We start from the raw sequence: 25704 nt of genomic DNA, 5'->3' as shown, positions 1-25704 counted from the left end.
GATGGCGTTGAAAAACAATCAAATTTGGATGTGTCGACGGTGCAACATGGCGCAACGCCGGCCCCGTGGCCTATTCCTGGACCGCCCGCACCTCAAGCTGTGCGCCCGAATTGATCCGCTCGACCATGGCCGCGATCTCGGCTTCGGAAAAATCGCCGACGATCTGCAACGATCCCTCGACAATGGGCGATTGTACGCGCGGAGCGATCAGAATTTTGCCGTCCAGCGAGACTTCGACCACCGAGGACAAATGGCGTATCGTCATCTCGCCAAACGCCTTGGCCGATTGCGGGTCCAGATGGATCTGGAGCGCGGGGCGGCCGGTCTGACCGTCCTCGGTCATGGCCGCGTCCTTGACGCTTAGCATCAGCGTTTCGGCCATGGCCGCTTCCATCGGCGCGACCCAGGCCGAAGCGACAATACCGACCGCGATAAGAGTTCTGTACATGGTGCGTGGTCCCGGCCCGTTTGATGAAGCGATACGGCATGCTGCGCCATCACTCAAGGAATCCGGCCTCCATGGGCGCTCTTGTGTCTATGAACAGCTTTCCCTCCGGCCCGAGCGCCCGCCTGATCGCCGCGCGGGCTTTGACCCCCGCTTGTGGATGGCGTCCATCCAATGCGCCCACCCGCACCGCCACGGCAATATCGAACGACGCTTCGCCGGGTTCGAGCGTAAAATCTTCGGCAGCACTTTGCCTGAATTCGAGAGCGCCCGCTGCCATCTCCGGGGCCGAACCGGACCGTGCCAGCTCGATGGCCCGGGCCGAGCGGTCGATAGCCACCACCTTGCCGTCTCCTATGCGCCGGGCCATTTCGCGCGCCATGGCGCCCGGCCCACACCCGATTTCCAGCACCCGCATGCCGGGCCTTAATGGCAGCCCATCAACGATGGCCAGCAGACGGTCCGATATGTCTTTCGCCATACACACCTCCCAGTGTTCCGCCCAAGGATTGCGCCTTGCGCCGGCGGGTGCAAGCGGTGTCGCGATTGACGCCATGCGTCCCGCCGCGCTAGGTCAAAGACCAGAGGTAAAGCCCATGCGCACCGACAATCGGCTCTCCCGCATGCTCCATGTGTTGATTCACATGAGCAAGATGGAGGGTGCAGCGACGTCAGAAACAATGGCCAAAATGCTCTCGACCAATCCCGTGGTCGTGCGCCGCACAATGGCGGGTCTGCGCGAAGCGGGCTATGTCACATCGGCCAAGGGACACAATGGCGGCTGGGAGCTCGCCGTTCCGCTCGAGGACGTCACCATGGCCGATATTTACCGCGCGCTGGGCTCACCTGAAATGTTCGCGTTGGGTCTGGCCAATGACGATCCCAAATGCCTGATCGAGAAAGCCGTCAATGCTCGCATCGGCGATACTCTTGCCGCCGCCGAGGCCATGATCGTCGAGCAATTCGGATCGATGACCCTCGCGGAAATCCGCGCCGATTTCGACAAGGGTATGGCCGCCGTTCCCGTCAGCGAACGCCACGGTTGAGTTTTCGGCGAGGGGTGGACTGCGCAAGCGGCTTATCGTCGGCGCCGCGGCAGGATTAACCCTCGCCCCTTCGCGGGCGATGGTTTTATGCCCAACTCCGGCACCACCCCAACCGTGATCCCGGCCTTGCGCCGGGATCCGGTAACCGGCAGCGCCGGCGGGTCATCCATCTGAGGTGGCCATTCCTGGCTTCTCCGGTCCCCGCTTTCGCCGCAATAAGCCCAACTGGAGCCCGTGAGCGCCTGCCCCCTCTACGCCTCTTGCGTCTTGCGCCGGTCCGCCAGTGCCACGGTCAGCGCCATGGCCAGCGTCATGCTGGCGCTCATCGAGCGAAATCCCTCGAAATCGGCCTCGGCCACCTCAAACCAGGCTTCGGCTTGCGAGGCCAGTGGCGAAAAGATGGAATCGGTGATCGCCACCACCTTGGCGCCGGCCTCGCGCACCTGTGCGGTTAGCGCCACGGTCTCGCTGGCATAGGGTGTAAAGCTGATGGCAAGCGCAGCGTCCTTCTCGCTTGCGAAATTGGCCTGCTCGGCCGCAAGCCCGGCCACTGCATCTATCAGGATCGTTCTTATGCCCAGCTTTCCCATCGCATAGGCCATATAGGACGTCACAGGGAACGAGCGCCGCAACCCGATCAGATAGACCGTTTCCGCAGTCTCGAGCGCATCGAGCGCCTTTTCGAACACCGCCGGGTCGTGGCGCGCGGTGAGCGCGGAAATCGAGCGCAGCGAGGCTTCGGCGAACCCCTCGAGGATCATCGATGGGCGTGGCGAGCCCTCGTCATGTTCGCGCAACTGCGCCATGCGCTCGTCATAGCCGAGCACCTGATCGCGCAGCCGCGAGCGGAACACTTCCTGCAGCCCCGAAAATCCCTGATAGCCCAGTGCCTGGGAAAACCGCACGAGCGTCGATGGCTGCACATGGGCCTTGGCCGCGATCGAGGCGGCAGTGCCAAAGGCAACCTCGTCGGGATTGTTGAGCGCGTATTCGGCCACCTGGGTCAGCCGGCGCGGCAATTCCTCCCAGCGCTCCAGCACACGTTCGCGCAGTGCTGCGAAGTCGCGCGGTACATCGATCTGCTCTGCGCTGTCCATCGCCTTGCTGCGCCCCATGCTTGGTTTCTCCTGATCTTATCCCCAGCCGGTCCGCTGCATCTATACTCGTCCGGTCATTGTCCCCGGCATTTGCCGGACTTTTTGCCCAAAAACGGCCCCCAGCACCGCCATTTGGCCCTCGATCCGCCCCGATTTTTCTGCGGGCCGGTTCGATTGGGCCTTGACGCATTCTGCACGAAATGGAATAAACATTCCACAAATATAAATAGTGCATCAAGCGTTCTATTTTGACTTGTGCAAGGGAAGGGGAGAGGGACATGGCCGCCACCGGTACGGCACTTCTCGAAGCGCGCGGCATCGCCAAATATTTTGGCGCCATCACCGCTTTGGACAACGTCAATTTCCACGTCGATCACGGCGAGGTTCTGGGTGTTGTGGGAGACAATGGCGCGGGCAAATCCACGCTCATGAAAATCCTCTCGGGCCTCTATCAGCCCTCAAAGGGCGAGCTGATCTTCGAGGGGCGCCCGGTCCACTTTTCCAGCCCCAAGGACGCCCGCGGCAAGGGCATCGAGATGGTCTATCAGGACTTCGCGCTGGCCGGGAACATGCCCATTTACGAAAATATCTATATGGGCCGTGAGCCGGGCAGGAAGCTCGGGCCTCTGACCATCATCGATCACAAGCAGGCCCGCGAGATGGCCCAGTCCCATCTCGACAATCTCCACATCCATGTCAAATCGGTCTCCCAGAACACCGAGGATCTCTCGGGCGGCCAGCGCCAGGCGGTCGCCATCGCCCGCGCCACCGCGTTCGACGCTCAGCTCGTCATCATGGACGAGCCCACCGCCGCCCTTGCCATCAAGGAAGTCGGCAAGGTGCTCGATCTCATAAAACGGCTGAAAGATCATGGCGTTGCGGTGATCGTCATCTCCCACCGCATGGACGATATCTTCTATTGCTGCGACCGCGTCATGGCGCTCTATCAGGGCACCAACTTCGCAGAGAGCGAACTGAAAGACACCTCCCGCAACGAGGTCATCGGCTGGATCATGGGCACCAAGGGACACACCGAATCCCTGGCCCATGACAGGCTGCACTAGGAGAGCGGGCGCGATGTTTTACAATCCAAAGCTCTCGAAGTTCCTTGAAACCTACGGCATCGTTCTCGTCGTGATCGTGATGATGGTGGTCATTGCCCTCTCGCGCCCCGAGGTGTTTCTAACGCCCCAGAACCTCACAAATATTCTCAAACAGAACGCCACCCTGGCGCTCGTTGCGCTCGGCATGTTCGTGGTCATCGTCACCGCCGGCATCGATCTTTCCGTCGGCTCGACAATGGCCCTTTCCATGGTCACCCTCGCGCTCGCCAGCCGCATGGGCCTGCCCTGGCCAATCGTATTGATGGTCGGGCCCCTGGTCGGTATCGCGGTGGGGGTGGTCAACGGCGTGGGCCTGACATGGCTCAAATTACCCCACCCCTTCATCATGACATTGGGCACGCTCAACGCGGTGCGCGGCATCGCCTATCTGGTGACCAATGGCGCCCCGATTTCAGGGCTTCAGGACGAGGTCCGCTATCTCGGTCAGGCCTATTACGATCTGGGCTTCCTCGCGCCGCCCTCCGGCATTCCGGCCAGCCTGATCGTCGTCGCGGTGTGCGCGGTAGGCTTGTGGTTCTTCCTCGAAAAAACCAGCACCGGCCGCCACATCTATGCCATCGGCGGCAATCCGCAGGCGGCGCGCGTGTCGGGGGTCAATGTCGATAAGGTTTTGATCCTGGTTTACGTCATTTCCGGCTTCATGGCCGGGCTGGGCGGACTGCTCCTGGCGGGCCGTACGGATTCAGGCTTCCCCAATGCGGGCCTGATGCTTGAACTCGACGCCATCGCGGCGGTGATTATTGGCGGCGCCTCATTCTTCGGCGGGCGCGGCACCGTGCTGGGGGTTCTGGCCGGCGTGCTCATCATGGGCCTTTTGAGGAACGGGCTCAACATCAACAATGTCAGCTCCTTCTGGCAGATGGTGCTGATCGGCGTCGTCATCATCTTCGCGGTCTGGATCGACGTGGTCCGCCGCAGGGCTTCGGTGAGGCGATAACACAGCTAGGGTTTACCACCGTTCCGGTGCGCTCCAGCCGGAACGGTCGATAATCAAATGGAGACTGGTCAAAAAGGGAGGACCACGAAATGAAAGCAATGCTTCTGGCAGGCTTGGCGCTCGGCGCAATGACCGTCGGCGCTCAGGCACAAACATACGTTCTGGGCATGAAGGGTCCGGGTGCGGGCAATCCGTTCTGGGCCGCCGTTGAAGCCGGTGCCATGGCGGCCGGCGAGGAACATGGCGTCGAAGTCATCGTCGTCGCCCCGCCCCAGGAATCCGACGTTCAGGCCCAGATCAACCAGATCGAGGATCTGATCGCCCAGGGCGTGGACGGCATCGCGCTGGCGCCCACCGATCCAAATGCGCTTGCCCCGGTGGTCGATTCCGCTATCGCGCAGGACATTCCGGTGGTGTTTGTCGACACCCGCGGCACCAATGAAGGCGTGTCCTTCATCGGCACCAACAACGAGGTCGGCGCGGCGCTGGCGGCTCAATATATGTGCGACAACCTCGAGGCCGGCTCCGACGTGGCCATTCTGCAGGGCCTCATCAGCCAGTCCACGGGTCAGGCCCGCGCCCAGGGCGCTCATGACGGGCTGACCGAATGCGGCCTCAACATCGTCGCTGAACAGCCCGCCAACTGGGACCGCGCCATGGGGCTTTCGGTCACCGAAACCATCCTGGCCGGCAATCCCAACATCAAGGGGATTTTCGCCTCCAACGACAATATGGCGCTCGGTGCCGTCGAAGCGCTCAAGCAGGCCGCCATGCTCGACAGTGTCATGGTCGTCGGCTTTGACGCCAACCCCGACGCTGCGAACTCCATTATTGCCGGTGAAATGACCGCCTCGATCGCCCAGGCGCCCGAGAATATGGGCCGGTTCGGCATCGAGTCTCTCATTGCGCTGAACAATGGGGAGACCATCGAGGAATGGGTCGATACCGGCACCGTTCTGGTCGATGCGTCCAACGCTGCCGAATACCAGTAGCAGGCCATCGGAACAAAGGTGAAAAGGCTCCAAGTGTGACAAAAGAAAAACGACGCGATGCAAATCGCGTCGTTTTGTTGCCATTATCCTTGAAACTTCACCGATATGCCGCGTATTCTAGTCTTCTTCGCGAGAGCGCGAAGGGCAAGAGCAACCTCCGGCGGTAATATGGGTTTTCTCATATTCCGCCGTCTTTTTTTGTCCGGAGCGCTTCAATGACATCTCTCGGCGTTGGCCTGATCGGAACCGGCTATATGGGCAAGTGCCATGCACTGGCCTGGAACGCGGTTGCACCTGTTTTTGGCGACATCGAGCGCCCGCGCCTCGTCCATCTCGCCGAAGCCGGTGCCGATCTCGCGGCAAAGCAGGCCAGAGCGCTGGGGTTCGAGAAATCGACGGGTGACTGGCGTGAGCTGATTGCCGACCGCGATGTCGATATCGTCTCCATCACGACGCCCAACGCCTTCCACCCCGAAATGGCCATCGCCGCGCTTGAGGCCGGCAAGCATGTCTGGTGCGAAAAGCCCATGGCGCCGGCCTTCGCCGATGCCGAGCGCATGGCCGAAGCGGCGCGAATTTCGGGCCGGGTGGCTGTGCTGGGATACAATTACATCCAGAACCCGCTCATCCGTCATATCGGCAAACTGCTGGCCGAAGGCGCCATCGGCAAGCTCCATTCGGTGCGGGTCGAAATGGACGAGGATTTCATGGCCGATCCCGCCGCGCTGTTTTCCTGGAAGAGCGAAGCGAGTTCGGGCTATGGCGCGCTCGACGATTTCGGCGTGCACCCGCTCTCGATCCTTTCGACGCTGCTTGGTCCCGCCGAACAGGTCATGGCCGATCTCGCCAAGCCCTTTCCCACCCGTCCCACCCAGGATGGCAAGGACCGCGAGGTCGAAACCTTCGACATCGCCCACATTCTCTTGCGCTTTGCGGGCGGTATATCGGGCGCGATCCAGCTTTCCCGCTCCGCCTGGGGCCGCAAGGGCCGCGTCGCCATCCAGCTTTTCGGGTCCGAAGGCACCATCGCCTACGATCAGGAGCGCATGAACGAACTCCAGATCTTCACCCGCGAGGGCAGAGCCAGCGAGCAGGGGTTCCGCACCATCCTGACCGCACCCATCCATCCGCCCTATGACAAGTTCATTCCCGCGCCGGGCCACGGGCTGGGGTTTAACGAATTGAAAATCATCGAAGCCCGCGAAGTGATGCGCGCCATCTCAGGTGAGACGGCGCACATCATCGATTTCCAAAGCGGGCTGGCCATCGAAAAGACCGTGCACGCCATCGCGCACAGCCATCGCGACGGGTGCTGGGTCAGGCTTTAGAGTGCTTCCAGGATAAGTGGGCGCCACTTATCCGGTTCGGAAGCGCGACAAGATAAAGTCTAGGCCATTTGCAGCCGGCCCGGTGCCGCCCGGCGCTCGCTCCACAAGATGAAGCTCGACGCGCCAAGGATCAAAAGCGCGCCCGGCCAGAACCATATCGCCGGTACCTGCGAAAGCACGATCCAGCCCAAAAGCGTGTTGAGCGGCAGTTTCAGATCGTCGAACGGCTGCAGATAGCTGGCGTCGGCGACCTTGTAGGCAAAGCTGAGGAAATACTGCGCCCCGGCCGTCACCAGCCCCAACAGCACGATCAGCCCCAGCGCGTCGCCCAGCGGAAGCTGGAAATCGAACCCGGTCGCCAGCCCTGCAGGCAAAGAGCCAGCTGGCAGCACGGCAATTGCGATGCCGACAAGCAGGCCGATCAAAAAGTGGTTGGGTGTAATCAGCACCAACATGTAGAGCGTCAGAGATTCAGGTTCTTCGTCGCGGCTCAGATACCGGGTGATCACCGAAACCGACCCCCAGCACAACGCCGCAAGCACGGGAAGCAGCGAGGCAAGCGTGAACTGTTCGGTTCCGATCTGTGAGACCATCATCGCGCCGATAAAGCCGGTAATCGTTGCCCCAAGCCGCTGCACCGTCAGGCGCTCGCCCAGAAACAGATTTGCTCCGAGCAGGATGAAGAACGGACCGGTCATCGACAGCGCCACCATCTGCCAGACCGGCACACCCAGCGCAAAGCCGAAAGCAAAGAACTGCACGCCCAGCGCCGAAAGCAGTGCGCGGGTCTCGTGCCAATAGGGATGGCGCGTGCGCAGCTTTGAAACTCCGATCCGCACGATCAGCGGCAGCGCGAAAAGCGTGGCGACGATATATTGCCAGAACACCACCGCGGTCGAAGGCACGCCCATCTGGTAGGTGATGATCGGCGTCAAGATGTTGGTGATGGCAAAGGTAATGCCGGCCCCAACCATGAACACGGCACCCAGAACAGGTGCGTGGGGCAAAGAGGAAATCTGGTTCATCTGTCGTCCTTTCCGTAACCAGTTTCCTCAGGGTTACGGGAGACGACACCACGAGCGCCCCGCATCCCTTAGGGGATGTCGGTGCGCGACAGGGCGCAATTCCCGTTCTCTCTCATCCGGACTATGACCGTCGGCTTCGGAGTTGCACCGAATCTGCTGACCCTCGCCAGCCTGGCGAGGCGCTCGCGGGCTTCAGTCGAAAGACTGTTACCGCCGGTGGGGACTTTCACCCCGCCCTGAGAACGTAATTCCAAAAACAAGACGCTCCATCGTGAAACGCCGATAGAAAACTTAGGCGCCTCTTGCGCGCCAATCAAGCGGGCAAAGAAAAAGGACTGTCCGATAACTCGAACAGTCCTTCCATGATACCGTCACACGGGGTGACTTGAACCGTTGGAACCGTTTGCACCAAGCGGTTCGGAGAGAAGGGTTTACTTCGCCGAGGGCTGCCTCGTCGAAATCACCTCATACCCAAAGTCACTCCCGCCTGCGCGGATCTCACTAGACATTGGATCACCTCCTTTCGCTTGGTTAAGACCATGATCATGGTGGCCTGATTTCATAACTCTGGCAACCCTGTTTTGCTCCACCGGTTCTGCACGAATGTTTGAGTGGGTTTAAGAATAAGAGGGATTCTCAAAGGTTTGTTGCTGTTCCATACTTCCCCGTCTCGAATCAGGGGCGTTCTATCCTGGAGAAATCCTTGCGTGCCAGAGACACGATTTCGGCGATGAAATCGGCCACCACCGAAACCCGCCGTATCGCCCGAACATCCTCGTGCATCACCGTCCAGTAGTTCCGCACCAGCCCCAACTGGGGCAAAACGGGCACCAGTTCACCATGTCGCTGCGCCAGAAAATCGTGCAGGATTCCGATGCCCGCACCGCCGCGAACCGCCTCGGTCTGGCCCAGCGCACTCGAAACTTCGATATCGGAGCGCCAGCCTTTCCAGATGTCGCGGGCATAATCGAGAGAGGGGGTGAAAATCAAATCCTCCACATAGCCAACCAGACTATGATCTTTCAGATCGGCCACCGTTTTTGGCAGGCCGCGTTGTTTGACATAGTCGGAAGACGCGTAAAGCCCCAGCCGGTAGTCGACCAGCTTGCGGCACACCAGCCGGCCCTCGGTCGGTCGCGCCACGGTGATCGCGATATCGGCCTCGCGCCGCGACAGCGAAAAACTGCGCGGCACCGGAACCAGCTCGATCGTGAGGCCCGGATGCCGGGCCCGCAACTGGCCCAGCCTCGGTGCCAGAAATCCCACCCCGAACCCGTCCGGCGCCCCGATCCTGACGGTGCCCGAGATCGCCGCATCGGTGCCCCCGATCACGGTTTGTGCATTGAGTGCTGCCGTCTCCATCAACTCGGCGCGCTCGAGCAGCGCTTCGCCCTCGGCGGTCAGATCGCACCCATTGGTGCGCCGCACGAAAAGCCGCGCGCCCATGGCGACTTCGAGCGCCGTTAGCCGCCGCGCCACTGTCGCGTGATTGACGCCCAGCCCCCGCGCCGCGGCCAGGATCTGTCCCTCGCGCGCAATGGCCAAAAAGACCCGAATATCGTCCCAGTTCATTTTGCTCTACGATTTTTGCACATCGAATGTGAAAACTATCACGTTGAGCTGACAATAATAGACATTCATTCTTGCGGGGACATTTTTGAGGAGCGAGCAATGAAGACCATCGGGCATTTCATCAATGGGGTCCATGCGGAGGGCAAGTCGGGCCGGTTCGCCGACATCTTCAACCCGGCAACCGGCGAGGTCTCAGCCAAAGTCGCCCTGGCCGATGCCGCCGATCTCGACGCAGCCATCGCATCGGCCGCCGCCGCGCAACCAGGCTGGGCGGCCACCAATCCCCAGCGCCGGGCGCGGGTGTTTTTCCGCTTTGTCGATCTCATCAACACCCACATGGACGAGTTGGCAGAACTGCTCTCGGCCGAGCACGGCAAGACCATCGAGGATTCAAAGGGCGATATCGTGCGCGGCATGGAGGTCGCCGAATTTGTCTGCGGCATCCCTCATCTGCAAAAGGGCGAATTCACCGAAGGGGCAGGGCCGGGGATCGACATGTATTCCATGCGCCAGCCGCTCGGTATCGGCGCGGGCATCACCCCGTTCAACTTCCCGGCCATGATCCCCATGTGGATGTTCGCGCCCGCCATCGCCGCCGGCAATGCCTTCATCCTCAAGCCCTCCGAGCGCGACCCTTCGGTCCCAATGCGGCTGGCCGAGTTGATGATCGAAGCGGGACTGCCCGCCGGTATTCTCAACGTCGTCAATGGTGACAAGACCGCCGTCGATGCCATCCTCGCCCATGATGACATTGCCGGGGTGAGCTTTGTCGGCTCGACACCCATCGCCCGCCACATCTATGCAACCGCCGCCGCCCACGGCAAGCGCGTGCAGGCGTTCGGCGGCGCCAAGAACCACATGATCATCATGCCCGACGCCGATATCGAAAAGGCCGCCGATGCGTTGATCGGCGCCGGTTACGGTTCGGCGGGTGAGCGCTGCATGGCGATTTCGGTTGCCGTTCCGGTGGGCGAGGAAACTGCTGACCGGCTGGTCGCCGCACTCGCCCCCCGCGTCGAAAGCCTCAAGATCGGTCCTTACACCGATGCGGCGACAGATCTCGGCCCGGTCATCACCAGGGCGGCGCAAGAACGCATTCTCTCTCTCATCGACAGCGGTAAGGCGCAGGGCGCCGATCTGGTTGTCGATGGTCGCGGTTTCACCTTGCAGGGCTATGAAGAGGGCTATTTCGTCGGCGGCACGCTGTTCGACCGCGTCACCCCTGAGATGGACATCTATCGCGAGGAGATTTTCGGGCCCGTACTTTCGGTCGTCCGCGCCCCGACCTACGAAGAAGCCCTGTCGCTGCCGCTCAAACACCCCTATGGCAATGGCGTTGCGATTTTCACCCGCGATGGCGATACCGCACGCGATTTCGCCTCACGCATCAATATCGGCATGGTGGGCATCAACGTGCCCATCCCCACTCCGCTCGCCTATCATTCCTTCGGCGGCTGGAAGGCCTCGGCCTTCGGCGATCTCAACCAGCACGGCACGGATTCGATAAAGTTCTGGACCCGCACCAAGACCGTCACCGCCCGTTGGCCGTCCGGGCTGAAGGAAGGCGCACAGTTTTCAATGCCGACAATGGCGTAAAAGAAAAAGGCCGCCCCCGAGGGCGGCCTTTTTAGAGTGTGGTCAGGAAAAGGTGGAGACTTTTCCGGTTCGACCGCACGACAAGGAACGGGTCAGGTCAGGATGTAACGTCTGCGATACTCGCTGGCTGCATAAATAAAGACTGCTGCGACCGCGATCCCTCCCGCGATCTGGATCCAATCCACTCCCGTCAGCATGAGCGTGGCCAGCTCCAATCCATCCCATTTCTGGCCGGCGAGCCAGTGTTGCTCGAAGTACACCTCGAAATCGAAGCCCTCGAATTTCACTTCGAACCGGTCGGTTATGAAGGACCACAAGGCGCCGTCCTGCAAAATGTTGCGCATCACGACCCGTTCAAACAGGCCGATCACTGCCGGTATGAGAAAGGCCAGCGGAATGGCCCAGCGCTTGAAGATGGTGCCCAGCAGGCCCACCCAGGCCAGGAAGGGCAGATACCAAAGCAACGTTATGGCGAACAGCACGATGGCCGAAACCATGATGTTGAGCCAGGCACTGACCGTTTCCCCGATGGTTGGCGGCGCAAAACCGCCCAGGAAATCGCTCGCGATGACGGTCGGCAGATAGGCGATGACCCCGGTGATGGCGAGGGCGAGAAGGATTGCAGCGGGAAACACCGTCAGCGAAGCTGCCACCTTGGACCCGAATATCTTGAGGTCGCTCTGCGGCATCGATTTCCAGAACAACATCGAATTGTTGCGGCTGTCGGCTGAAAACGCATCGCCATAGTAAAAGAACAGCATGATGATCAGATACACCAGCCATCCCGCTGCCCCCAGAGCGAAGGCCGCCTCGTAAAAGCGTAGCACGGTCGGCAGGGTTCCGCTGAATTCGTCCCTGAAATCGGTTCCGAACACAGCATAGAGCGCTGCCAGAGACCCAAGCGCCAGCAGCAGGGTGGGGCCGTAGATGAAGGCGCCGCGATGTTCGAGATACTCGCGTTTGATAAGCGCAATGAAGGCCTGCATCAGGCAGCTCCCGCATTATGTGTTTCACGCTGCATCAGCGCGACAAAAAGGTCCGAAAGGCTCGGGGTGGAAATCTGACCCAGCGTTGCCAGCTTTTCGCGGTCCACGCCATCAAAGATCATCGCCGTCTGTCCGAACCGGCTTTCGGTGGAGACCGGTCCCAGCGCGCGGGCGGCGTCCACATGCGCCGGATCGGAAATCACCAGCTGGCAATAGCGTGTGTTGACCGTCTCCATCTGCATATGGACGATCAATTCGCCATCGCGGATGAACATGATGTCGGACAGCATGAATTCGATCTCGTCCACCTGATGGGTGGTGATGAGCAGGGTACGCTCCTCGGTCATGTAGTCTTCGAGCAGCCGCCGGTAAAACCGCTTGCGATAGGTGATGTCGAGCCCGAGCGTCGGTTCGTCCAGGACCAGAAGCTTGGCGTCGATCGCCATGACAACAGCCAGGTGAAGCTGGGCGATCATACCCTTGGAGAGGTTCTTGATCTTGGCTTCGGGCTTGATGTCGGTGCCCGAAAGAAAATCGCGCGCCTTGTCCTGGGAAAAGTTGGGATGAATGTTGCTCAAAAGCGCAAAAAGCTCGCGCACCCGCAGAAACCGGGGCAGGGAGGCCACATCGGAAATGAACGCGACATCGTTCATCAGCGTGGCGCGGTTGGCGAAGGGATCGAGCCCCAAGACTTCGATCTTGCCCTCACACTGGGTCAGGCCCAGCAGCGCATTGAGCGTGGTCGTCTTGCCGGCACCATTGTGCCCGACCAGCCCGTAGATGCGCCCGGCCGGAATGTCGAAATCGAGCCCGTGCAAAATCTCGTTCTTGCCGAACTGCTTGCGCAGGCCACGCGCCGAAACGATTGGGTTTTCAGCGGTCATTTCTCGTCTCCATCCTTGAGCAAATCACCAGCCGAAAGCCCGAGCGCCGAAATCCGCGCCGCAATCGCCGGCCAGTCCTCTTTCAGAAATTTGTCCCGTTCATGCGCAAGCAGCGCAGCCCGCGCACCATCGGTTACATACATGCCGAGTCCCCGGCGCTTTTCGACTGTGCCCATATCCACCAGGGACTGGTAGGATTTGGTCACCGTCAATGGATTGACCGAAAGGTCGGTCGCCACTTGTCGGACAGAGGGCAGGGGGTCACCCTCATTGATCGCCCCGTTGAGGATCATCTCGATCATCCTTTGCCGGATTTGCAGAAATATCGGTTGGTCGTCGCGCCACTGGGTCATGTGTGCTTCCGTATAGTGTAATATAGAACTAACACACCGGCACACCACCGTCAACCGCCTTGTCGTGCGTCCCGGACTCCCGTAGCGTAAGCTGACAATTTCATCTCCCGGGGGACAGGATGGCTGGCGAAGCGGCACACGGGTTCGATCTTTTTCCGGTCGTCGGAATTCTGGCGGCAGGTGTCGTTGCCGTCCCCATTTTCAAGAGAATCGGACTGGGCTCCGTACTGGGCTATCTGGCCGCCGGTCTCGCCATCGGCCCGTTCGGCTTTGCCGTTGTCACCCATCCCGAGACCATTCTTCACACTGCAGAACTCGGCGTCGTGATGTTCCTGTTCGTGATCGGCCTCGAAATGCAGCCCCGGCGGCTGTGGAGCCTGCGCAAGGAAATTTTCGGGCTGGGCGTTCTTCAGGTGGGAACATGCGCCGCGCTGATGACCGGCGCTGGAATTATGATGGGCCTTCCACCAACCATCGCTCTGATTGCCGGGCTGGGCTTTGTTCTCACGTCAACCGCCATCGTCTTCCAGGTGCTCGAAGAACGCGGCGAAATCGCAACGCCTGCCGGCCAGAAAATGGTTTCCGTCCTCCTGCTCGAAGACCTCGCCATCGTTCCTCTTCTGGCTCTCGTCACCTTTATCGCGCCGCAGGCCGAAACCGTGACCATGGGCCAAAGGCTGGCCGATATCGCCATTGCCGTCGGCGCGCTGGTCGGTCTGGTGCTTGTCGGGCGTTTTTTGCTCAACCCCCTGTTTCGCATTCTCGCCAATGCTCACGCCCGCGAGGTGATGACCGCCGCTGCCCTGCTCGTCGTGCTCGGCGCAGCGCTGGCCATGGATATGAGCGGGTTGTCCATGGCTATGGGCGCCTTCCTGGCTGGCGTGCTCCTTTCGGAATCGACGTTCCGCCACCAGCTCGAAGCCGATATCGAACCGTTCCGCGGCATCCTGCTCGGCCTGTTCTTCATCGCCGTCGGCATGTCGCTCGATCTTGGCGTCATCGCCCAGAACTATCCGTTCATCATCATGGCGGTCATCGTTTATATGGCCGTCAAGTTCGCCGGCATCTACGCCATCGCCCGCCTGTTGCGCTCCAGCCATGGCGAGGCGCTGGAGCGCTCGGTGCTCATGGCGCAGGGCGGCGAGTTTGCCTTTGTCTTGTTTTCCGCCGCGCTCGGCGTGGGCATTCTCGACGCGGAAATGAACGCCATCCTGACCACCACTGTCATCATCTCGATGGTGCTCACGCCGATTGCCATCATCGGTATGAACCGCATCATGCCGCGTGAGGCGCCAAACCTTGATGGCGTCGAAATCGCCGACGGCCTGGCCGGAACGGTGCTGATCATCGGCTTTGGCCGCTTTTCCCAGATCGTCAGTCAGCCGCTTTTGGCCAAGGGGGTGGACGTCACCATCATCGACAACGACGTCGAGATGATTCGCGCGGCTGCCGAATTCGGCTTCAAGGTCTATTATGGCGATGGCACTCGCCCCGAAATCCTCCACGCTGCCGGCGCACCCACGGCCACGGCCATTCTGGTCTGCATCGACAGGCCGGCCGATGCGACGCGGATCGCCGAGCACGTCAAATCCCAATACCCGTTGGCGCAACTCTATGTCCGGGCCTTTGACCGCGAGCACGCCGTCGATCTGGTTCATCTCGGCGTCGATTACCAGATCCGCGAAATGCTCGAATCCGCCTTTGTCTTCGGCTACGAGACGCTGGTCGCGCTGGGCGTCGACGAGGGCGAAGCGGCCGACATTCTTGAAGAGGTCCGCGAGCGCGACAAGGCAAGGTTCGAACTCGATGTTGCCGGCGGTTTGCGCGAGGGCGCCGCGCTCATGCTGGGCAATGCCGAGGGCCCACGGCCCACGCCTTCATTCAAGCCCCGGCACAAGGGCGCTGCCCTCAACCCCGAGGCTGCCGAAATCCTGGAAAAAGCTCAACCGGCCGAGAGCTGACGGCGGCGTTTACCGGACAACCGTGATGCGTTCGGCGGCGCGGGTGATGCCTGTATAGAGCCAGCGCTGCGCTTCATCGCGGAACACAAAGCTCTCGTCGAACAGATAGACGCTGTCCCACTGGCTGCCCTGCGATTTGTGAACGGTCAGGCAATAGCCATAGGTGAATTCATCGTATTGCCGGCGCAACTGCCAGCTCATCTCGGCGTCCTCGCCGGTAAAAAAGCTCTGATGGGCGCGCACCTTGGTCTGCACTGACGTGCGGTCGGCCTCTTCAGGATCGATGGTCATTTCCAGCGTGCCGCCGGCGCGCTTCTTGATCGAATTGAGCGTCCAGATCTGCCCGTTGAGCAGCTTTTTCTGCGGGTTGTTCCTCAGGCATACAAGCCGGTCGCCCTTGACCGGAATGTCGGTGGGCAAGCCCTTCAATTCCCGGATGCGGTTGTTGTAATCGAGCCGTGTCTTGTTGCGCCCCACCAGCACCTGATCGGCATCGAGCACTTCGGACTGATCGACCTCGCGGCGCGAAACCACCTTGCTCTCGCCATAGGTGCCATAGTCCAGCCCGCGGCCCTCGCGGATATCGAGCGAGAGCCTGACGATCGGGTTGTCCGCCGCCTGCCGGTGAATTTCGGTCAGCATCACGTCGGGGTTCTGCGCGGTGAAAAAACCCTCGCCCTGCACCGGTGGAAGCTGGAACGGATCGCCCAGCACCAGTACCTTTGTGCCGAACGAGAGCAGATCGGTGCCCAGCACCTCATCGACCATCGAAACCTCGTCGATGACGATCAGATCGGCATCCGCCGCCGCCGATTCCGGGTCGAGCACGAAGCGCGGCTCGCCTTCCTTTTCCGAAATCCGCGTGTAGATCAAGGAGTGGATGGTCGAAGCGCCCTTGCACCCGCGCTTGCGCATCACCAGAGCCGCCTTGCCGGTAAACGCCGCGTATTTGACGGTCTTGACGTCCTGGGCCAGATGCCGGGCCAGCGTCGATTTTCCCGTTCCCGCCCAGCCGAACAGCCTAAACACCTGCGGCCCGTTCTCGGCCTTGAGCCATTTGGCGACGGCTTTGAGGGCCTCATCCTGCTGGCTGGACCAAGCGACCATTTGTGAGACACACTCCGACACAATGAGGGGAATCAGTTCCCCGCCAGTATTGCCGGGCAAACGCCGTGGCGAAACCCAAAATGTGAACAAAACGAGATTGGAGAGAGGGTCATGCAGCCCGATGATGTCCTTGAATTCTGGTTCGTCGAACATGGGCCACAGGATTGGTATTCGGGTGATCCCGAATTCGATGCCCGCTGCGCGGCAAGGCTCAGCGATATTCATGCCAAAGCGATCCGCTCCGAGCTCTGGACCTGGCGCGAAACGCCACAGGGCCGGCTGGCCGAAATCATTCTGCTCGATCAGCTCTCGCGACAATTCAACAGAGGCAGCGCAGCGGCGTTCGCATCCGACACCATGGCGCTGGCCCTGGCCCAGGAGATCGTTTCGCGCGGCCTCGACGCCGAGCTTTCCGTGCATGAAAGACTCTTCGCCTACATGCCCTACCAGCACTCGGAATCGCTGTTGATCCAGGAGGAATCGGTGCGTCTGTTCCGCTCGCTGGGTGATGATGAATATCTGCCCTATGCCATCGAGCATCACGACATCATTGCGCGCTTCGGCCGCTTCCCGCTTCGCAACACGGCTTTGGGACGAACCTCCACGCCGGAGGAGGTTGCTTATATGAAAGAGCGCGAAGGCAAGGCCTACTAGAGCGCTTCCAGAATAAGTGGGATCAAGTTAGGTCAAAAGCGCGCATCAAACCAAAGGTGCATGGGGATGGCTTTGCAGAGGGCGTACGGTATGCCGACGCTGTTTTGAGGCTCTGAAAGATGTGCGCTGCTCCAATAGCTGACCATCCCCACCGCGATGCGGTTCTGGCCGAATTGCACGCGCGGCCCGTCGAACTCGTTGCGCCCAATATGCGCGTGCGCCGTTTGGTCCTGACCGTCCCCGACCGAACGGGCGGCATGCGCAAGGCCATGGAAGAATTCCGCCGGTTCGCGGCGGACAATGGCCACGCGGTTAAGGACGATGGCAGTCGGCAGTATCAGTTCACCACCCCCGAACGCGTGGCGACCTGGGAGTTTCACACCGAATTCATCACCATCACCTGGTATTCGGCGCTGACAGATACCGAGAACTGGCCGCAAGATATCGGCCTGGACGCCGTGGGCGGAGCCGAACTGGTAGGCGCCATGCGTGTCGATCTGATGGACGAGCCCGAACTGCCCGAGCGGGTGTTCCCCTCGTTCAATCCCACAAGCCTCTGCCTTGTTGCGGTCGAACATGCCAATGCCCAACTGGCCACCGATTTCGTGCCCGACAAGGACAAGTTCATCCGTTTCGAATTTGCCGCCGGCAAGCTCTCGCCGTTGCGTCGGGCCATCACGCTGCGCCGCATTCTCGAGATCGAGACGTATCGTAACATGGCACTCCTGGCCCTGCCGTTGGCCCGTCGGGCCGGTCCGGATCTGCGGGCGGTGGAGATGGAATTGACCGATGTGATGACCGATCTTTCCGCCGTCGAATCCACCGACGCGGTCCAGGAACGACTCAAAAGCCTGCACGCGCTTGCCGTGCGCTCGGGTCAGATTTCCGAACAGCTCAACTATCGTTTCGCGGCGGCCTATGCCTATGGCGCTATTATGAAGAGCCGGCTGGAAAAATTGCGCGAAACCACCCTGGGTCAGGGCTCCTCGCTTTCGAGCTTTATCGGCAACCGGGTCGAGCCTGCATTGGCGACTTGCGAGGCCATGGACAAGCGGCTCGCTGTCCTGCTTGAAAAGCTCGAGCGGGCCGTCGAACTGCTCAACGTGCGCATCAGCCTCGACATGCAGATCCAGAACAAGTCGGTGCTCGAAACCATCGCCGAAACGTCGCGGAGCCAGTTCCGGCTACAGCACACGGTCGAAGGGCTCTCGACCATTGCCATCACCTATTATCTGATCGGCATTCTGGGCTACGCGCTTGCCGGACCGCTCGAGGCGACCGGCTGGGACAAGACGCTCGCCATCTCCATCCTCTCTCCCATCGCGCTTGTCGCCGTGTTCTTCGGCCTCCGCGCCATCCGGCGAGGGTTCGACAAGGGGGCCGGGCACTAAGTTATTTGGTTGAGCGCTTCCTTGGGGATCAACGCCCCATGGTGGCCGATGACCACCGAGGCGGTGGCGTGCCCCGCTTTGGCGGCATCCTCAGGGCTGGCACCGGCCAGACGGGCCGCCAGGTACCCGCCATTGAAGCTATCGCCGGCCCCCGTCGCATCGACAACCTCGGCGACTTTTCGTGCGCCCACGCGCCACAGTCCATCGCCCGTCACCACGAGCGCCGGATCCGCGCCATTCTTGACCACGACCTCTTCGCATCCCGCCGCCAGATAGCGCCGTGCGGTCGCGTCGTCATCCACATCATCGAAATAGGGAATTTCGTCGGCATGCGTGGGCAAAACGATGCTCGAAACCTTCGCCGCTTCCGTCAGCGCATCGACTACGCTTCTGTCGTCCGCCCATAGTGTCGGCCTGATATTGGGATCGAACGCAACCAGCGCTCCCGAGGCGCGCCGGGTGCCAATTGCCGCAATAAGCCGCGCACGGGCTTCGGGAGCAAGGATGGCCAGCGTGATGCCGGAAAAATAGATCAGTCCGGCATCGCCTAAAGCGGCCTTCAGAGCCGCTTCATCGTCGGCCAGCAACTTGGCCGCCGATGTGTCCCGCCAATAGGTGAAATGGCGGTCGCCATCGGCCTGATGGATCATGTAGAGCCCGGCCCGCTTGCCCTTGATCGTACGGATCGCGCCGGTATCAATGCCGGTCTGCCCGATAAATTCGATCATCTGTTGGGAATAAAGGTCGTCACCAACTGCCGTTGCGTAGCGGACTGTCCAGCCGTCTTTAAGGAGCGCATTGAGATAATAGGCCGTGTTGAGCGTGTCCCCGGCAAAGCCCTGCCTGTAGGTGCGATCCTCGCCCCCGCTCATTTCAATCATGGCTTCGCCGATGGATACTGCTGTCAGGCTCACGCGCGTCCTCCCCGTTTTGCGCTCCGCAATAGCCTATCCTTGCTTGGCGAGAAAGCCTTCGGGCGACATGACGAGCTGGTGGTCGATTTCCCCGATCGCCGAAAAGTCCTTGTCGGCGTAATCGATCGGCCAGAGGACCGACTGGATGGCCGCGATCCGGGCGCGCTTCTTGTCGTTGGCCCGGATCACCGTCCAGGGCGTATCGGGCGTATCGGTCGCCACGAACATCTTGTTGCGCGCCTTTGTGTATTCATCCCACTTGTTGAGTGCCTTGAGATCGACAGGAGAAAGTTTCCAGACCTTGAGCGGGTCGTGCTGGCGGGCATGAAAGCGCCTGAGCTGCATTTCCCGCCCGATCTCCAGCCAGAACTTGAACAGATGAATGCCTTCCTCGGCTATCATCCGCTCGAAGGGCGGCGCCTCGTGCAGGAAGTTTTCGGTCTGGCTCGGCGTGCAAAAGCCCATCACCGGCTCGACCACGGCGCGATTGTACCAGGAACGGTCGAACAGCACGATTTCACCGCCCGCTGGCAGATGTGTCACATAACGCTGGAAATACCATTGCGTGCGCTCGCGGTCCGAAGGAACCGGCAAAGCCACGGTGCGCGCGTTGCGCGGATTGAGATTTTCCAGGAAACGCTTGATCGTGCCGCCCTTTCCCGCCGAATCCCGTCCCTCGAACAGGGCCAGAACGCGCTCTCCGGTCTCGGCCAGATGGCGTTGGAGCTTGACCAGCTCGATCTGCAGGGCCCGCAGATGCTTTTCGTAATCCTTGGTCTTGAGCTTCTCGGTATAAGGATAGCCGCCACTGGTCAGCGCCCGATCCTTGATTGTCTCGTCGAGTTCTGGGTTTTCGAGGTCGAAGCCATCCATATAGATCAAGTCCTCTCGGGGCGCTTTGTGTAACAAATGTCATAATCGGCGGCGCTCGGCTCATCATGCCATTGTCATGCACGCGCGATATGGCCATTGTCATGATTGATGATTCATTTGCAATGAGCGCAGGACAGAGAGTGAAGACGCGACCCGCGGCGGTCCGGCCAATCGTCATGGCGTCGCCGTTCCTGGTCGGCGCCGCTGCCATTTTACTTGTCATGGCATTGGCTGCATTCGGCAGGGTCGCTCCCCTCGATTCCGGTGTGGTCATTCTGGCCATCGTTGCCATCACCGCCATTGCGACGCGCGCTTCGCGTCAATCGGATGCAGCCGATAAAGCGTCCGACGCACTTGCCGGCATCGACACCGCCGTTGAGCAGTTTTCCGACATCCTCACCGAGCCGTGCCTGATCATCAATGAAAGGGCGGTGCTGATTTACCGCAATCCAGCCGCGCTCAAGCGCTTTCCCCGCGCCAAGACGGGCGATCCCCTAGCCTTCACCCTGCGTGATCCCGACCTTGTGGAAGCCATAGACAAGGCCATCGAGACCGGGACGGCCCAGGGCACCGAACTTCACATCCCGGTTCCCAACGAAACATGGTATCGCGCCTCGGTCGTGCCCTACCGCCCCGGCGAGGACCGCAGTTTCGTGGCCATCACCCTTTACGATTTCACCGAGCAGAAGCGCACCGACCGCATGCGCGGCGATTTCATCGCCAATGCCAGCCACGAATTGCGCACCCCGCTGACGTCGCTGATGGGGTTTATCGACACCTTGCAGGGCCCCGCGGCAAAGGACGAGGCGGCGCGCAGCCGGTTCCTCGGCATCATGCGCAGCCAGTCCGAGCGCATGTCGAGCCTGATTGATGACCTGCTCTCGCTTTCGCGCATCGAGTTGCGCCAGCACGTCAAGCCCACCACCGAGGTCAATCTCAACCTGCTGCTGCGTGAGGTCGCCGAAACTCTCGAGCCCAAGATCGAAGCCGCCGAACTGGTCCTCGACCTAAAATTGCCCGAGGAACCCGTGACCATCATCGGCGATCGTCAGGAATTGTTCGAAGTGGTGGAAAACCTCGCCGACAACGCCATCAAATATGGCGGGGACGGGGGCAGGGTGGAGATAGCGCTCATTGCCAGCGCCAGCCGCTCAGGCGACCACCACGCCATTACCGTTACCGATTTCGGTGCGGGCATTGCCGAGGAACACGTGCCGCGCCTCACCGAGCGCTTCTATCGCGGAGATGCCGAAGCCAACCGCAAGAAAAAGGGCACCGGCCTGGGCCTTGCCATCGTCAAGCACATCGTTGCCCGCCACCACGGCCTGCTCTCCATCCGCTCGAAGCTGGGCGAGGGGACTCGCGTGGAAATCCTCCTGCCCCGCTGACCGCTTCTTCGTCACAAATATTATCAATGCGCCGTTTCCCACAGGGGGCGGCGCATTTTTATATTCAATATCAGCAAGTTGCGATGTCATCCAAGTGTCACAGAAATGACATAGAACCTTTAGCTGCCAGCCATAGGTTGCCCGTGTTTTCGAGATGGAGCCGCAAAGACAAATGTCCGGTTTCATCAAAACCCAAGGGGCTTATGCCCTGACGCTTCTGACACGAAGGAAGATCAGAAACATGAAAACCGCACTTTACGCCAGCGCTGCAGCAGTGGCCGTCGTTGCCGCTCTTGGCGCAACTGGCGCCCAGGCCCAGAGCCGTGACCAGATTCGCATTGTGGGCTCCTCCACTGTGTTCCCCTACACCCAGGCTGTTTCCGAGCAGTTCGCCGCGATGACCGGCGGCACGGCTCCGGTCGTTGAATCCACCGGTACCGGTGGCGGCATGCAGATTTTCTGTGGCGGCGTCGGTGTCGATCACCCCGATATCACGGGCGCTTCGCGCGCCATGACCGAATCCGAATACGAAACCTGCCTTGAAAATGGCGTCGACAGCATCACCGAAGTCCTCATTGGCTTTGATGGTCTCTCGATTGCCCATTCTCAGAACGGCCCGGACATGGACCTGACCAAGGCCCAGATCTTCCAGGCGCTGGCTGCTGAAGTTGAAGTTGATGGCGAAATCGTCGCCAACCCCTACACCAACTGGTCGGAAATCGACTCCTCGCTTCCCGACATGGAAATCACCGTCTTCGGTCCTCCCCCGACCTCGGGCACCCGCGACGCCTTCGTCGAGCTCGTCATGCTCGAAGGTTGCGAGGAATTCGAAGCGATCGCTGCTCTCGATGAAGACGCGATGGAAGAAACCTGCTCGCGCATGCGTCAGGACGGGCCTTTCGTTGAAGCCGGCGAAAACGACAATCTGATTGTCCAGCGCCTCAATGCCGACGAAAATGCCCTGGGCATCTTCGGTTATTCGTTCCTCTACGAAAACCAGGACACCCTCAAGGCTGTTGCAGTCGAAGGTGTGTTGCCTGCGCCTGAAACCATTGCCGACGCTTCCTACGGCGTTTCGCGCCCGCTGTTCTTCTACATCAAGAACGCACACCGCGGCGTTATTCCTGGCCTCGAAGAATTCGTGACTGAATATGTGTCCGAAGCTTCCTTCGGTCCGGGCGGCTACCTTGAAGAGCGCGGCCTGATCCCGCTTTCCGACGAAGAACGCGACGCAACCCGCGCTCGCGTCGAGAATGGCGAGCACTTCACGCGCTACGAATAATACCAATGTCTGGGACCGGGTTTCGACCCGGTCCCTTTCCCTTCAGGACCGCAAGGCAGGAGACACGGAAATGCTCGGCTATCTTTTCTTGGCGATCATTGTCTTCTCCCTTGCGGCCTTTTATGTCGGCCGCGGCGCCGGCAACAGATTTGCAGCGGCAAACGGCGCGGAAACCCATTCATTGCCGGGTTATCACGGTGCCTTCGTTGCCATCTGGGTTGGGGTGCCTGCCCTCGTCCTGGTGCTGCTCTGGCTCGCGTTCCAGAACAGCGTCATTGAGAGCCTGCTGGTCTCCACCCTGCCGTCGAGCCTCACTGAAGGTCTGGCCCCGGCGCGGGTGCAACTGCTCATGTCCGAAATCAAGAACGTCGCTGCTGGCGTGATCTTCGGAACCCCTGAGCAGGCCATTCTCGATGCTGCCGAAACGCTGGTGCGCTGGCAGACTATCGCCGGCTGGGCCATGGTGGTGGTCGCAGTTGCCATCATGATCATAGCGGCCTTTGTCGCCTATACGCGGCTCAATCATCGCTTCCGTGCCCGCACCAATGTCGAGTTGTTTCTGACCGGCTTCATGATCTTTTGTTCGATCGTGGCCATTCTCACCACCATTGGGATCATCGTGTCGCTGGTCTATGAGGCGATGCGGTTCTTCGCGATGGTACCGGCCCATGAATTTTTCTTCGGGCTCAACTGGGAGCCGCAGATTCCGATCCGTGAAGATCAGATCGCCGGCGCCGGTGCCTTTGGCGCGGTACCTGTTTTTCTAGGCACGCTGGTCATCGCCGCTATTGCGATGTTTGTCGCTACGCCTATCGGCATCTTCACCGCCATTTATCTGGTTGAATATGCCAACGATCGGTTCCGCAACGTGGTCAAGCCTTTGCTGGAAATCCTGGCAGGCGTTCCGACCGTGGTTTACGGCTTTTTCGCGGTTCTGACTGTTGCCCCCGCAATTCGCGAGGCGGGCAATCTCATGGGTCTGGCAACTTCACCCAATTCCGCGCTCGCTGCGGGCGGTGTGATGGGGATCATGATCATCCCCTTCATCTCGTCATTGTCGGACGACGCGTTGCGTGCCGTGCCACGCTCGTTGCGCGATGGCTCGCTGGCCATGGGCGCCACCCGCGCTGAAACCATGACAAAGGTCATGCTTCCCGCCGCGTTGCCGGGGATCATGGGCGGCGTCCTGCTGGCCCTGTCACGCGCCATCGGTGAAACGATGATCGTGGTCATGGCCGCCGGCCTGATCGCCACGCTCAATGTCAATCCCCTCGACTCGGTAACCACCGTGACCGTGCAGATCGTAACACTGCTCATCGGGGACACCGCTTTCGATAGTCCCAAGACCCTGGCCGCGTTTGCGCTCGGTCTGGTGCTCTTCATCGTGACGCTCTGTCTCAACGTCGTCGCTCTGACGATCGTGCGCAAATATCGCGAACAGTATGACTGAGGACCGCAACATGGCCGATATCGCAGCTCCCTCCGTCACAGTGATCAGCCCGGATCAAAGGGCTGCGCAACGTCGCCGCCGATACGCGGCAGAGGCGCGGTTGCGCCTCTATGGCATAGCCGCCATTTCCACGGCGATCGGGTTGCTTGGTATCCTGCTATTCACGCTGGTCCTTGGCGGCTATCAGGCCTTCACTCAAACCCATGTCCGCGTGGATTTTCCGATTTCGGCAGAATATGTCGACGCGCAGGATCTGCAGGCCAGCAACTGGCGCGCGGTTACTGCCGAAGCGATCGAAGACCTTTTCCCGGCTATTGAGGATGCAGCGACGCTGCGAACCGCGGGCCAAATCCTGACCAACAACACCCAGTTCCTTGTCCGCGACGCGGTCATGCGCAATCCTGGTGCAGTCGGTCAGACATTGACGCTGGAAATTCCGGCATCGGACCCTTACGACCAGCTCAACAAGGGTGTGATCGATCGCGACCTGCCCGAGAGCAGGCGCCGTGTATCCGACGCACAGATCGAACTGTTCGACCAGCTTGTCGAGCAGGACCGGGTGTCAAGACCGTTCAATTGGGCTCTGTTCTTCAACGCGGACAGCCGGTTCCCTGAGTTGGCCGGGTTGGCTGGGGCCATCACCGGGTCCTTCTACGCCCTGCTCGTATGTTTCGTCATCAGCTTTCCCGCTGGCATTGCTGCGGCGATCTACCTTGAGGAATTCGCGCCCAAGAACCGGGTCACCGACGTGATTGAGGTCAACATCAACAATCTGGCGGCCGTGCCTTCCATCGTCTTCGGGCTCTTGGGGTTGGCGGTCTTCCTGCAGGTTTTCGGTCTGCCCCGTTCAGCACCGCTCGTCGGCGGGTTGGTTCTCGCGCTCATGACGCTGCCCACTATCATCATCGTGACGCGCGCTTCGCTCAAATCGATCCCGCCCTCGATCCGTGAGGCGGCATTGGGGATGGGCGCATCGCGTCATCAGGTCATCATGCACCACGTTCTCCCGCTGGCTCTGCCGGGCATATTGACGGGCACGATCATCGGCCTCGCACAGGCACTCGGAGAAACCGCTCCGCTGCTGCTTATCGGTATGAACGCCTTCATCACAAGCCCTCCGGGCGGCCTGATGGAAGCCTCTACGGCCTTGCCGACTCAGATATTTATCTGGGCCGACAGCCCCGAGCGCGGGTTTGTCGCACGCACCTCCGCGGGTATTCTGGTGCTGCTGGGCTTTCTGATTGCAATGAACGCGATAGCGATATTCCTGCGGCAGCGCTTGCAGCGTACGTGGTAGAA

Annotated in this window: 24 protein-coding genes and 1 riboswitch; of the genes, 13 read left to right on the top strand and 11 right to left on the bottom strand. The window is 60.5% G+C overall.

Annotated elements, in window-relative coordinates; translation table 11 throughout:
- Positions 1 to 70: 70 nt before the first annotated feature.
- Together OF122_RS16925 and OF122_RS16920 are read right to left on the bottom strand one after the other, a co-directional pair.
- Positions 71 to 448: a SecDF P1 head subdomain-containing protein gene (locus OF122_RS16925; protein WP_264225353.1), complete on the bottom strand. Its 378-nt coding sequence runs from the start codon at positions 446 to 448 to the stop codon at positions 71 to 73.
- Positions 449 to 497: 49 nt separating this feature from the next.
- Entirely contained in the window at positions 498 to 926 is a 429-nt protein-coding gene (locus OF122_RS16920; protein ID WP_264225352.1) for an SAM-dependent methyltransferase, read from the bottom strand.
- 115 nt (positions 927 to 1041) lie between these two features.
- Between OF122_RS16920 and OF122_RS16915 the strand changes: the two genes are divergently transcribed.
- Entirely contained in the window at positions 1042 to 1491 is a 450-nt protein-coding gene (locus tag OF122_RS16915; protein WP_264225351.1) for an RrF2 family transcriptional regulator, read from the top strand.
- A 251-nt stretch (positions 1492 to 1742) separates the two neighbouring features.
- Here the strand turns inward: OF122_RS16915 and OF122_RS16910 are convergent, their stop codons facing one another.
- Positions 1743 to 2606: a MurR/RpiR family transcriptional regulator gene (locus OF122_RS16910; RefSeq protein ID WP_264225350.1), complete on the bottom strand. Its 864-nt coding sequence runs from the start codon at positions 2604 to 2606 to the stop codon at positions 1743 to 1745.
- Positions 2607 to 2866: 260 nt separating this feature from the next.
- On the opposite strand from OF122_RS16910, the gene OF122_RS16905 reads away from it, so the two are divergent.
- From OF122_RS16905 to OF122_RS16890, 4 genes are all read left to right on the top strand, one after another.
- A complete protein-coding gene (locus tag OF122_RS16905; RefSeq protein WP_264225349.1) occupies positions 2867 to 3652 on the top strand; it encodes an ATP-binding cassette domain-containing protein in 786 nt (261 codons plus the stop codon).
- 13 nt (positions 3653 to 3665) lie between these two features.
- Positions 3666 to 4649: an ABC transporter permease gene (locus tag OF122_RS16900; protein WP_264225348.1), complete on the top strand. Its 984-nt coding sequence runs from the start codon at positions 3666 to 3668 to the stop codon at positions 4647 to 4649.
- Between the two features lie 89 nt (positions 4650 to 4738).
- Positions 4739 to 5641, top strand: coding sequence for a sugar ABC transporter substrate-binding protein (locus tag OF122_RS16895; protein WP_264225347.1), 903 nt, complete (start codon positions 4739 to 4741; stop codon positions 5639 to 5641).
- A gap of 215 nt (positions 5642 to 5856) precedes the next feature.
- Positions 5857 to 6969, top strand: coding sequence for a Gfo/Idh/MocA family protein (locus tag OF122_RS16890; RefSeq protein WP_264225346.1), 1113 nt, complete (start codon positions 5857 to 5859; stop codon positions 6967 to 6969).
- Positions 6970 to 7028: 59 nt separating this feature from the next.
- On the opposite strand, the gene OF122_RS16885 is transcribed toward OF122_RS16890, so the two are convergent.
- Entirely contained in the window at positions 7029 to 7994 is a 966-nt protein-coding gene (locus OF122_RS16885; RefSeq protein ID WP_264225345.1) for a DMT family transporter, read from the bottom strand.
- 100 nt (positions 7995 to 8094) lie between these two features.
- Positions 8095 to 8242, bottom strand: a riboswitch (FMN riboswitch).
- 427 nt (positions 8243 to 8669) lie between these two features.
- Positions 8670 to 9566, bottom strand: coding sequence for a LysR family transcriptional regulator (locus OF122_RS16880; protein ID WP_264225344.1), 897 nt, complete (start codon positions 9564 to 9566; stop codon positions 8670 to 8672).
- 99 nt (positions 9567 to 9665) lie between these two features.
- Between OF122_RS16880 and OF122_RS16875 the strand changes: the two genes are divergently transcribed.
- Complete coding sequence (locus OF122_RS16875) at positions 9666 to 11162, top strand: CoA-acylating methylmalonate-semialdehyde dehydrogenase (RefSeq protein WP_264225343.1); 1497 nt, start codon at positions 9666 to 9668, stop codon at positions 11160 to 11162.
- A gap of 92 nt (positions 11163 to 11254) precedes the next feature.
- Here the strand turns inward: OF122_RS16875 and OF122_RS16870 are convergent, their stop codons facing one another.
- The 3 genes from OF122_RS16870 to OF122_RS16860 are packed head-to-tail and all read right to left on the bottom strand — an operon-like array spanning position 11255 to position 13385.
- A complete protein-coding gene (locus OF122_RS16870) occupies positions 11255 to 12148 on the bottom strand; it encodes a hypothetical protein (RefSeq protein ID WP_264225342.1) in 894 nt (297 codons plus the stop codon).
- On the bottom strand, positions 12148 to 13032 hold the full coding sequence (locus OF122_RS16865) for an ABC transporter ATP-binding protein (RefSeq protein WP_264225341.1): 885 nt from the start codon (positions 13030 to 13032) through the stop codon (positions 12148 to 12150). The genes OF122_RS16870 and OF122_RS16865 overlap by 1 nt, the downstream gene beginning before the upstream one ends.
- Positions 13029 to 13385: a GntR family transcriptional regulator gene (locus tag OF122_RS16860; RefSeq protein ID WP_264225340.1), complete on the bottom strand. Its 357-nt coding sequence runs from the start codon at positions 13383 to 13385 to the stop codon at positions 13029 to 13031. Before OF122_RS16860 ends, OF122_RS16865 begins: the two co-directional genes overlap by 4 nt.
- 119 nt (positions 13386 to 13504) lie before the next feature.
- On the opposite strand from OF122_RS16860, the gene OF122_RS16855 reads away from it, so the two are divergent.
- On the top strand, positions 13505 to 15346 hold the full coding sequence (locus tag OF122_RS16855) for a monovalent cation:proton antiporter-2 (CPA2) family protein (protein WP_264225339.1): 1842 nt from the start codon (positions 13505 to 13507) through the stop codon (positions 15344 to 15346).
- A 9-nt stretch (positions 15347 to 15355) separates the two neighbouring features.
- On the opposite strand, the gene OF122_RS16850 is transcribed toward OF122_RS16855, so the two are convergent.
- On the bottom strand, positions 15356 to 16453 hold the full coding sequence (locus OF122_RS16850) for an ATP-dependent DNA helicase (protein ID WP_264225338.1): 1098 nt from the start codon (positions 16451 to 16453) through the stop codon (positions 15356 to 15358).
- A gap of 111 nt (positions 16454 to 16564) precedes the next feature.
- Here OF122_RS16850 and OF122_RS16845 point away from each other — a divergent pair, with 111 nt between their 5' ends.
- Complete coding sequence (locus OF122_RS16845; protein WP_264225337.1) at positions 16565 to 17107, top strand: DUF924 family protein; 543 nt, start codon at positions 16565 to 16567, stop codon at positions 17105 to 17107.
- Positions 17108 to 17226: 119 nt separating this feature from the next.
- Entirely contained in the window at positions 17227 to 18498 is a 1272-nt protein-coding gene (locus OF122_RS16840) for a DUF3422 domain-containing protein (RefSeq protein ID WP_264225336.1), read from the top strand.
- On the opposite strand, the gene OF122_RS16835 is transcribed toward OF122_RS16840, so the two are convergent.
- Positions 18495 to 19412, bottom strand: a complete 918-nt coding sequence (locus OF122_RS16835) for a sugar kinase (protein ID WP_264225335.1) — start codon at positions 19410 to 19412, stop codon at positions 18495 to 18497. The genes OF122_RS16840 and OF122_RS16835 overlap by 4 nt on opposite strands.
- Before the next feature lie 33 nt (positions 19413 to 19445).
- Positions 19446 to 20285 (bottom strand): polyphosphate kinase 2, encoded by an 840-nt coding sequence (gene ppk2 / locus OF122_RS16830; RefSeq protein WP_264225334.1) that lies wholly within the window; start codon positions 20283 to 20285, stop codon positions 19446 to 19448.
- A gap of 140 nt (positions 20286 to 20425) precedes the next feature.
- Here ppk2 and OF122_RS16825 point away from each other — a divergent pair, with 140 nt between their 5' ends.
- The 4 genes from OF122_RS16825 (at position 20426) to pstA (ending at position 25702) form a co-directional block, all read left to right on the top strand.
- Positions 20426 to 21673 carry a sensor histidine kinase gene (locus OF122_RS16825; protein WP_264225333.1) on the top strand — a complete coding sequence of 416 codons (1248 nt, stop codon included), beginning with the start codon at positions 20426 to 20428 and terminating at the stop codon, positions 21671 to 21673.
- 241 nt (positions 21674 to 21914) lie between these two features.
- The gene (locus tag OF122_RS16820) at positions 21915 to 22955 is read left to right on the top strand and encodes a substrate-binding domain-containing protein (RefSeq protein ID WP_264225332.1); all 1041 of its coding nucleotides are present in this window, start codon (positions 21915 to 21917) and stop codon (positions 22953 to 22955) included.
- 70 nt (positions 22956 to 23025) lie between these two features.
- Positions 23026 to 24405 (top strand): phosphate ABC transporter permease subunit PstC, encoded by a 1380-nt coding sequence (pstC, locus tag OF122_RS16815; protein WP_264225331.1) that lies wholly within the window; start codon positions 23026 to 23028, stop codon positions 24403 to 24405.
- A 10-nt stretch (positions 24406 to 24415) separates the two neighbouring features.
- Positions 24416 to 25702 (top strand): phosphate ABC transporter permease PstA, encoded by a 1287-nt coding sequence (gene pstA, locus OF122_RS16810; protein WP_264225330.1) that lies wholly within the window; start codon positions 24416 to 24418, stop codon positions 25700 to 25702.
- Positions 25703 to 25704: the final 2 nt, after the last annotated feature.

This window comes from Pelagibacterium flavum (assembly GCF_025854335.1).
In the GTDB taxonomy this organism is placed as follows: domain Bacteria; phylum Pseudomonadota; class Alphaproteobacteria; order Rhizobiales; family Devosiaceae; genus Pelagibacterium; species Pelagibacterium flavum.
The sequence above is the reverse complement of the archived record's forward strand: the minus strand, read 5'-3'. Positions and strand labels throughout refer to the sequence as shown.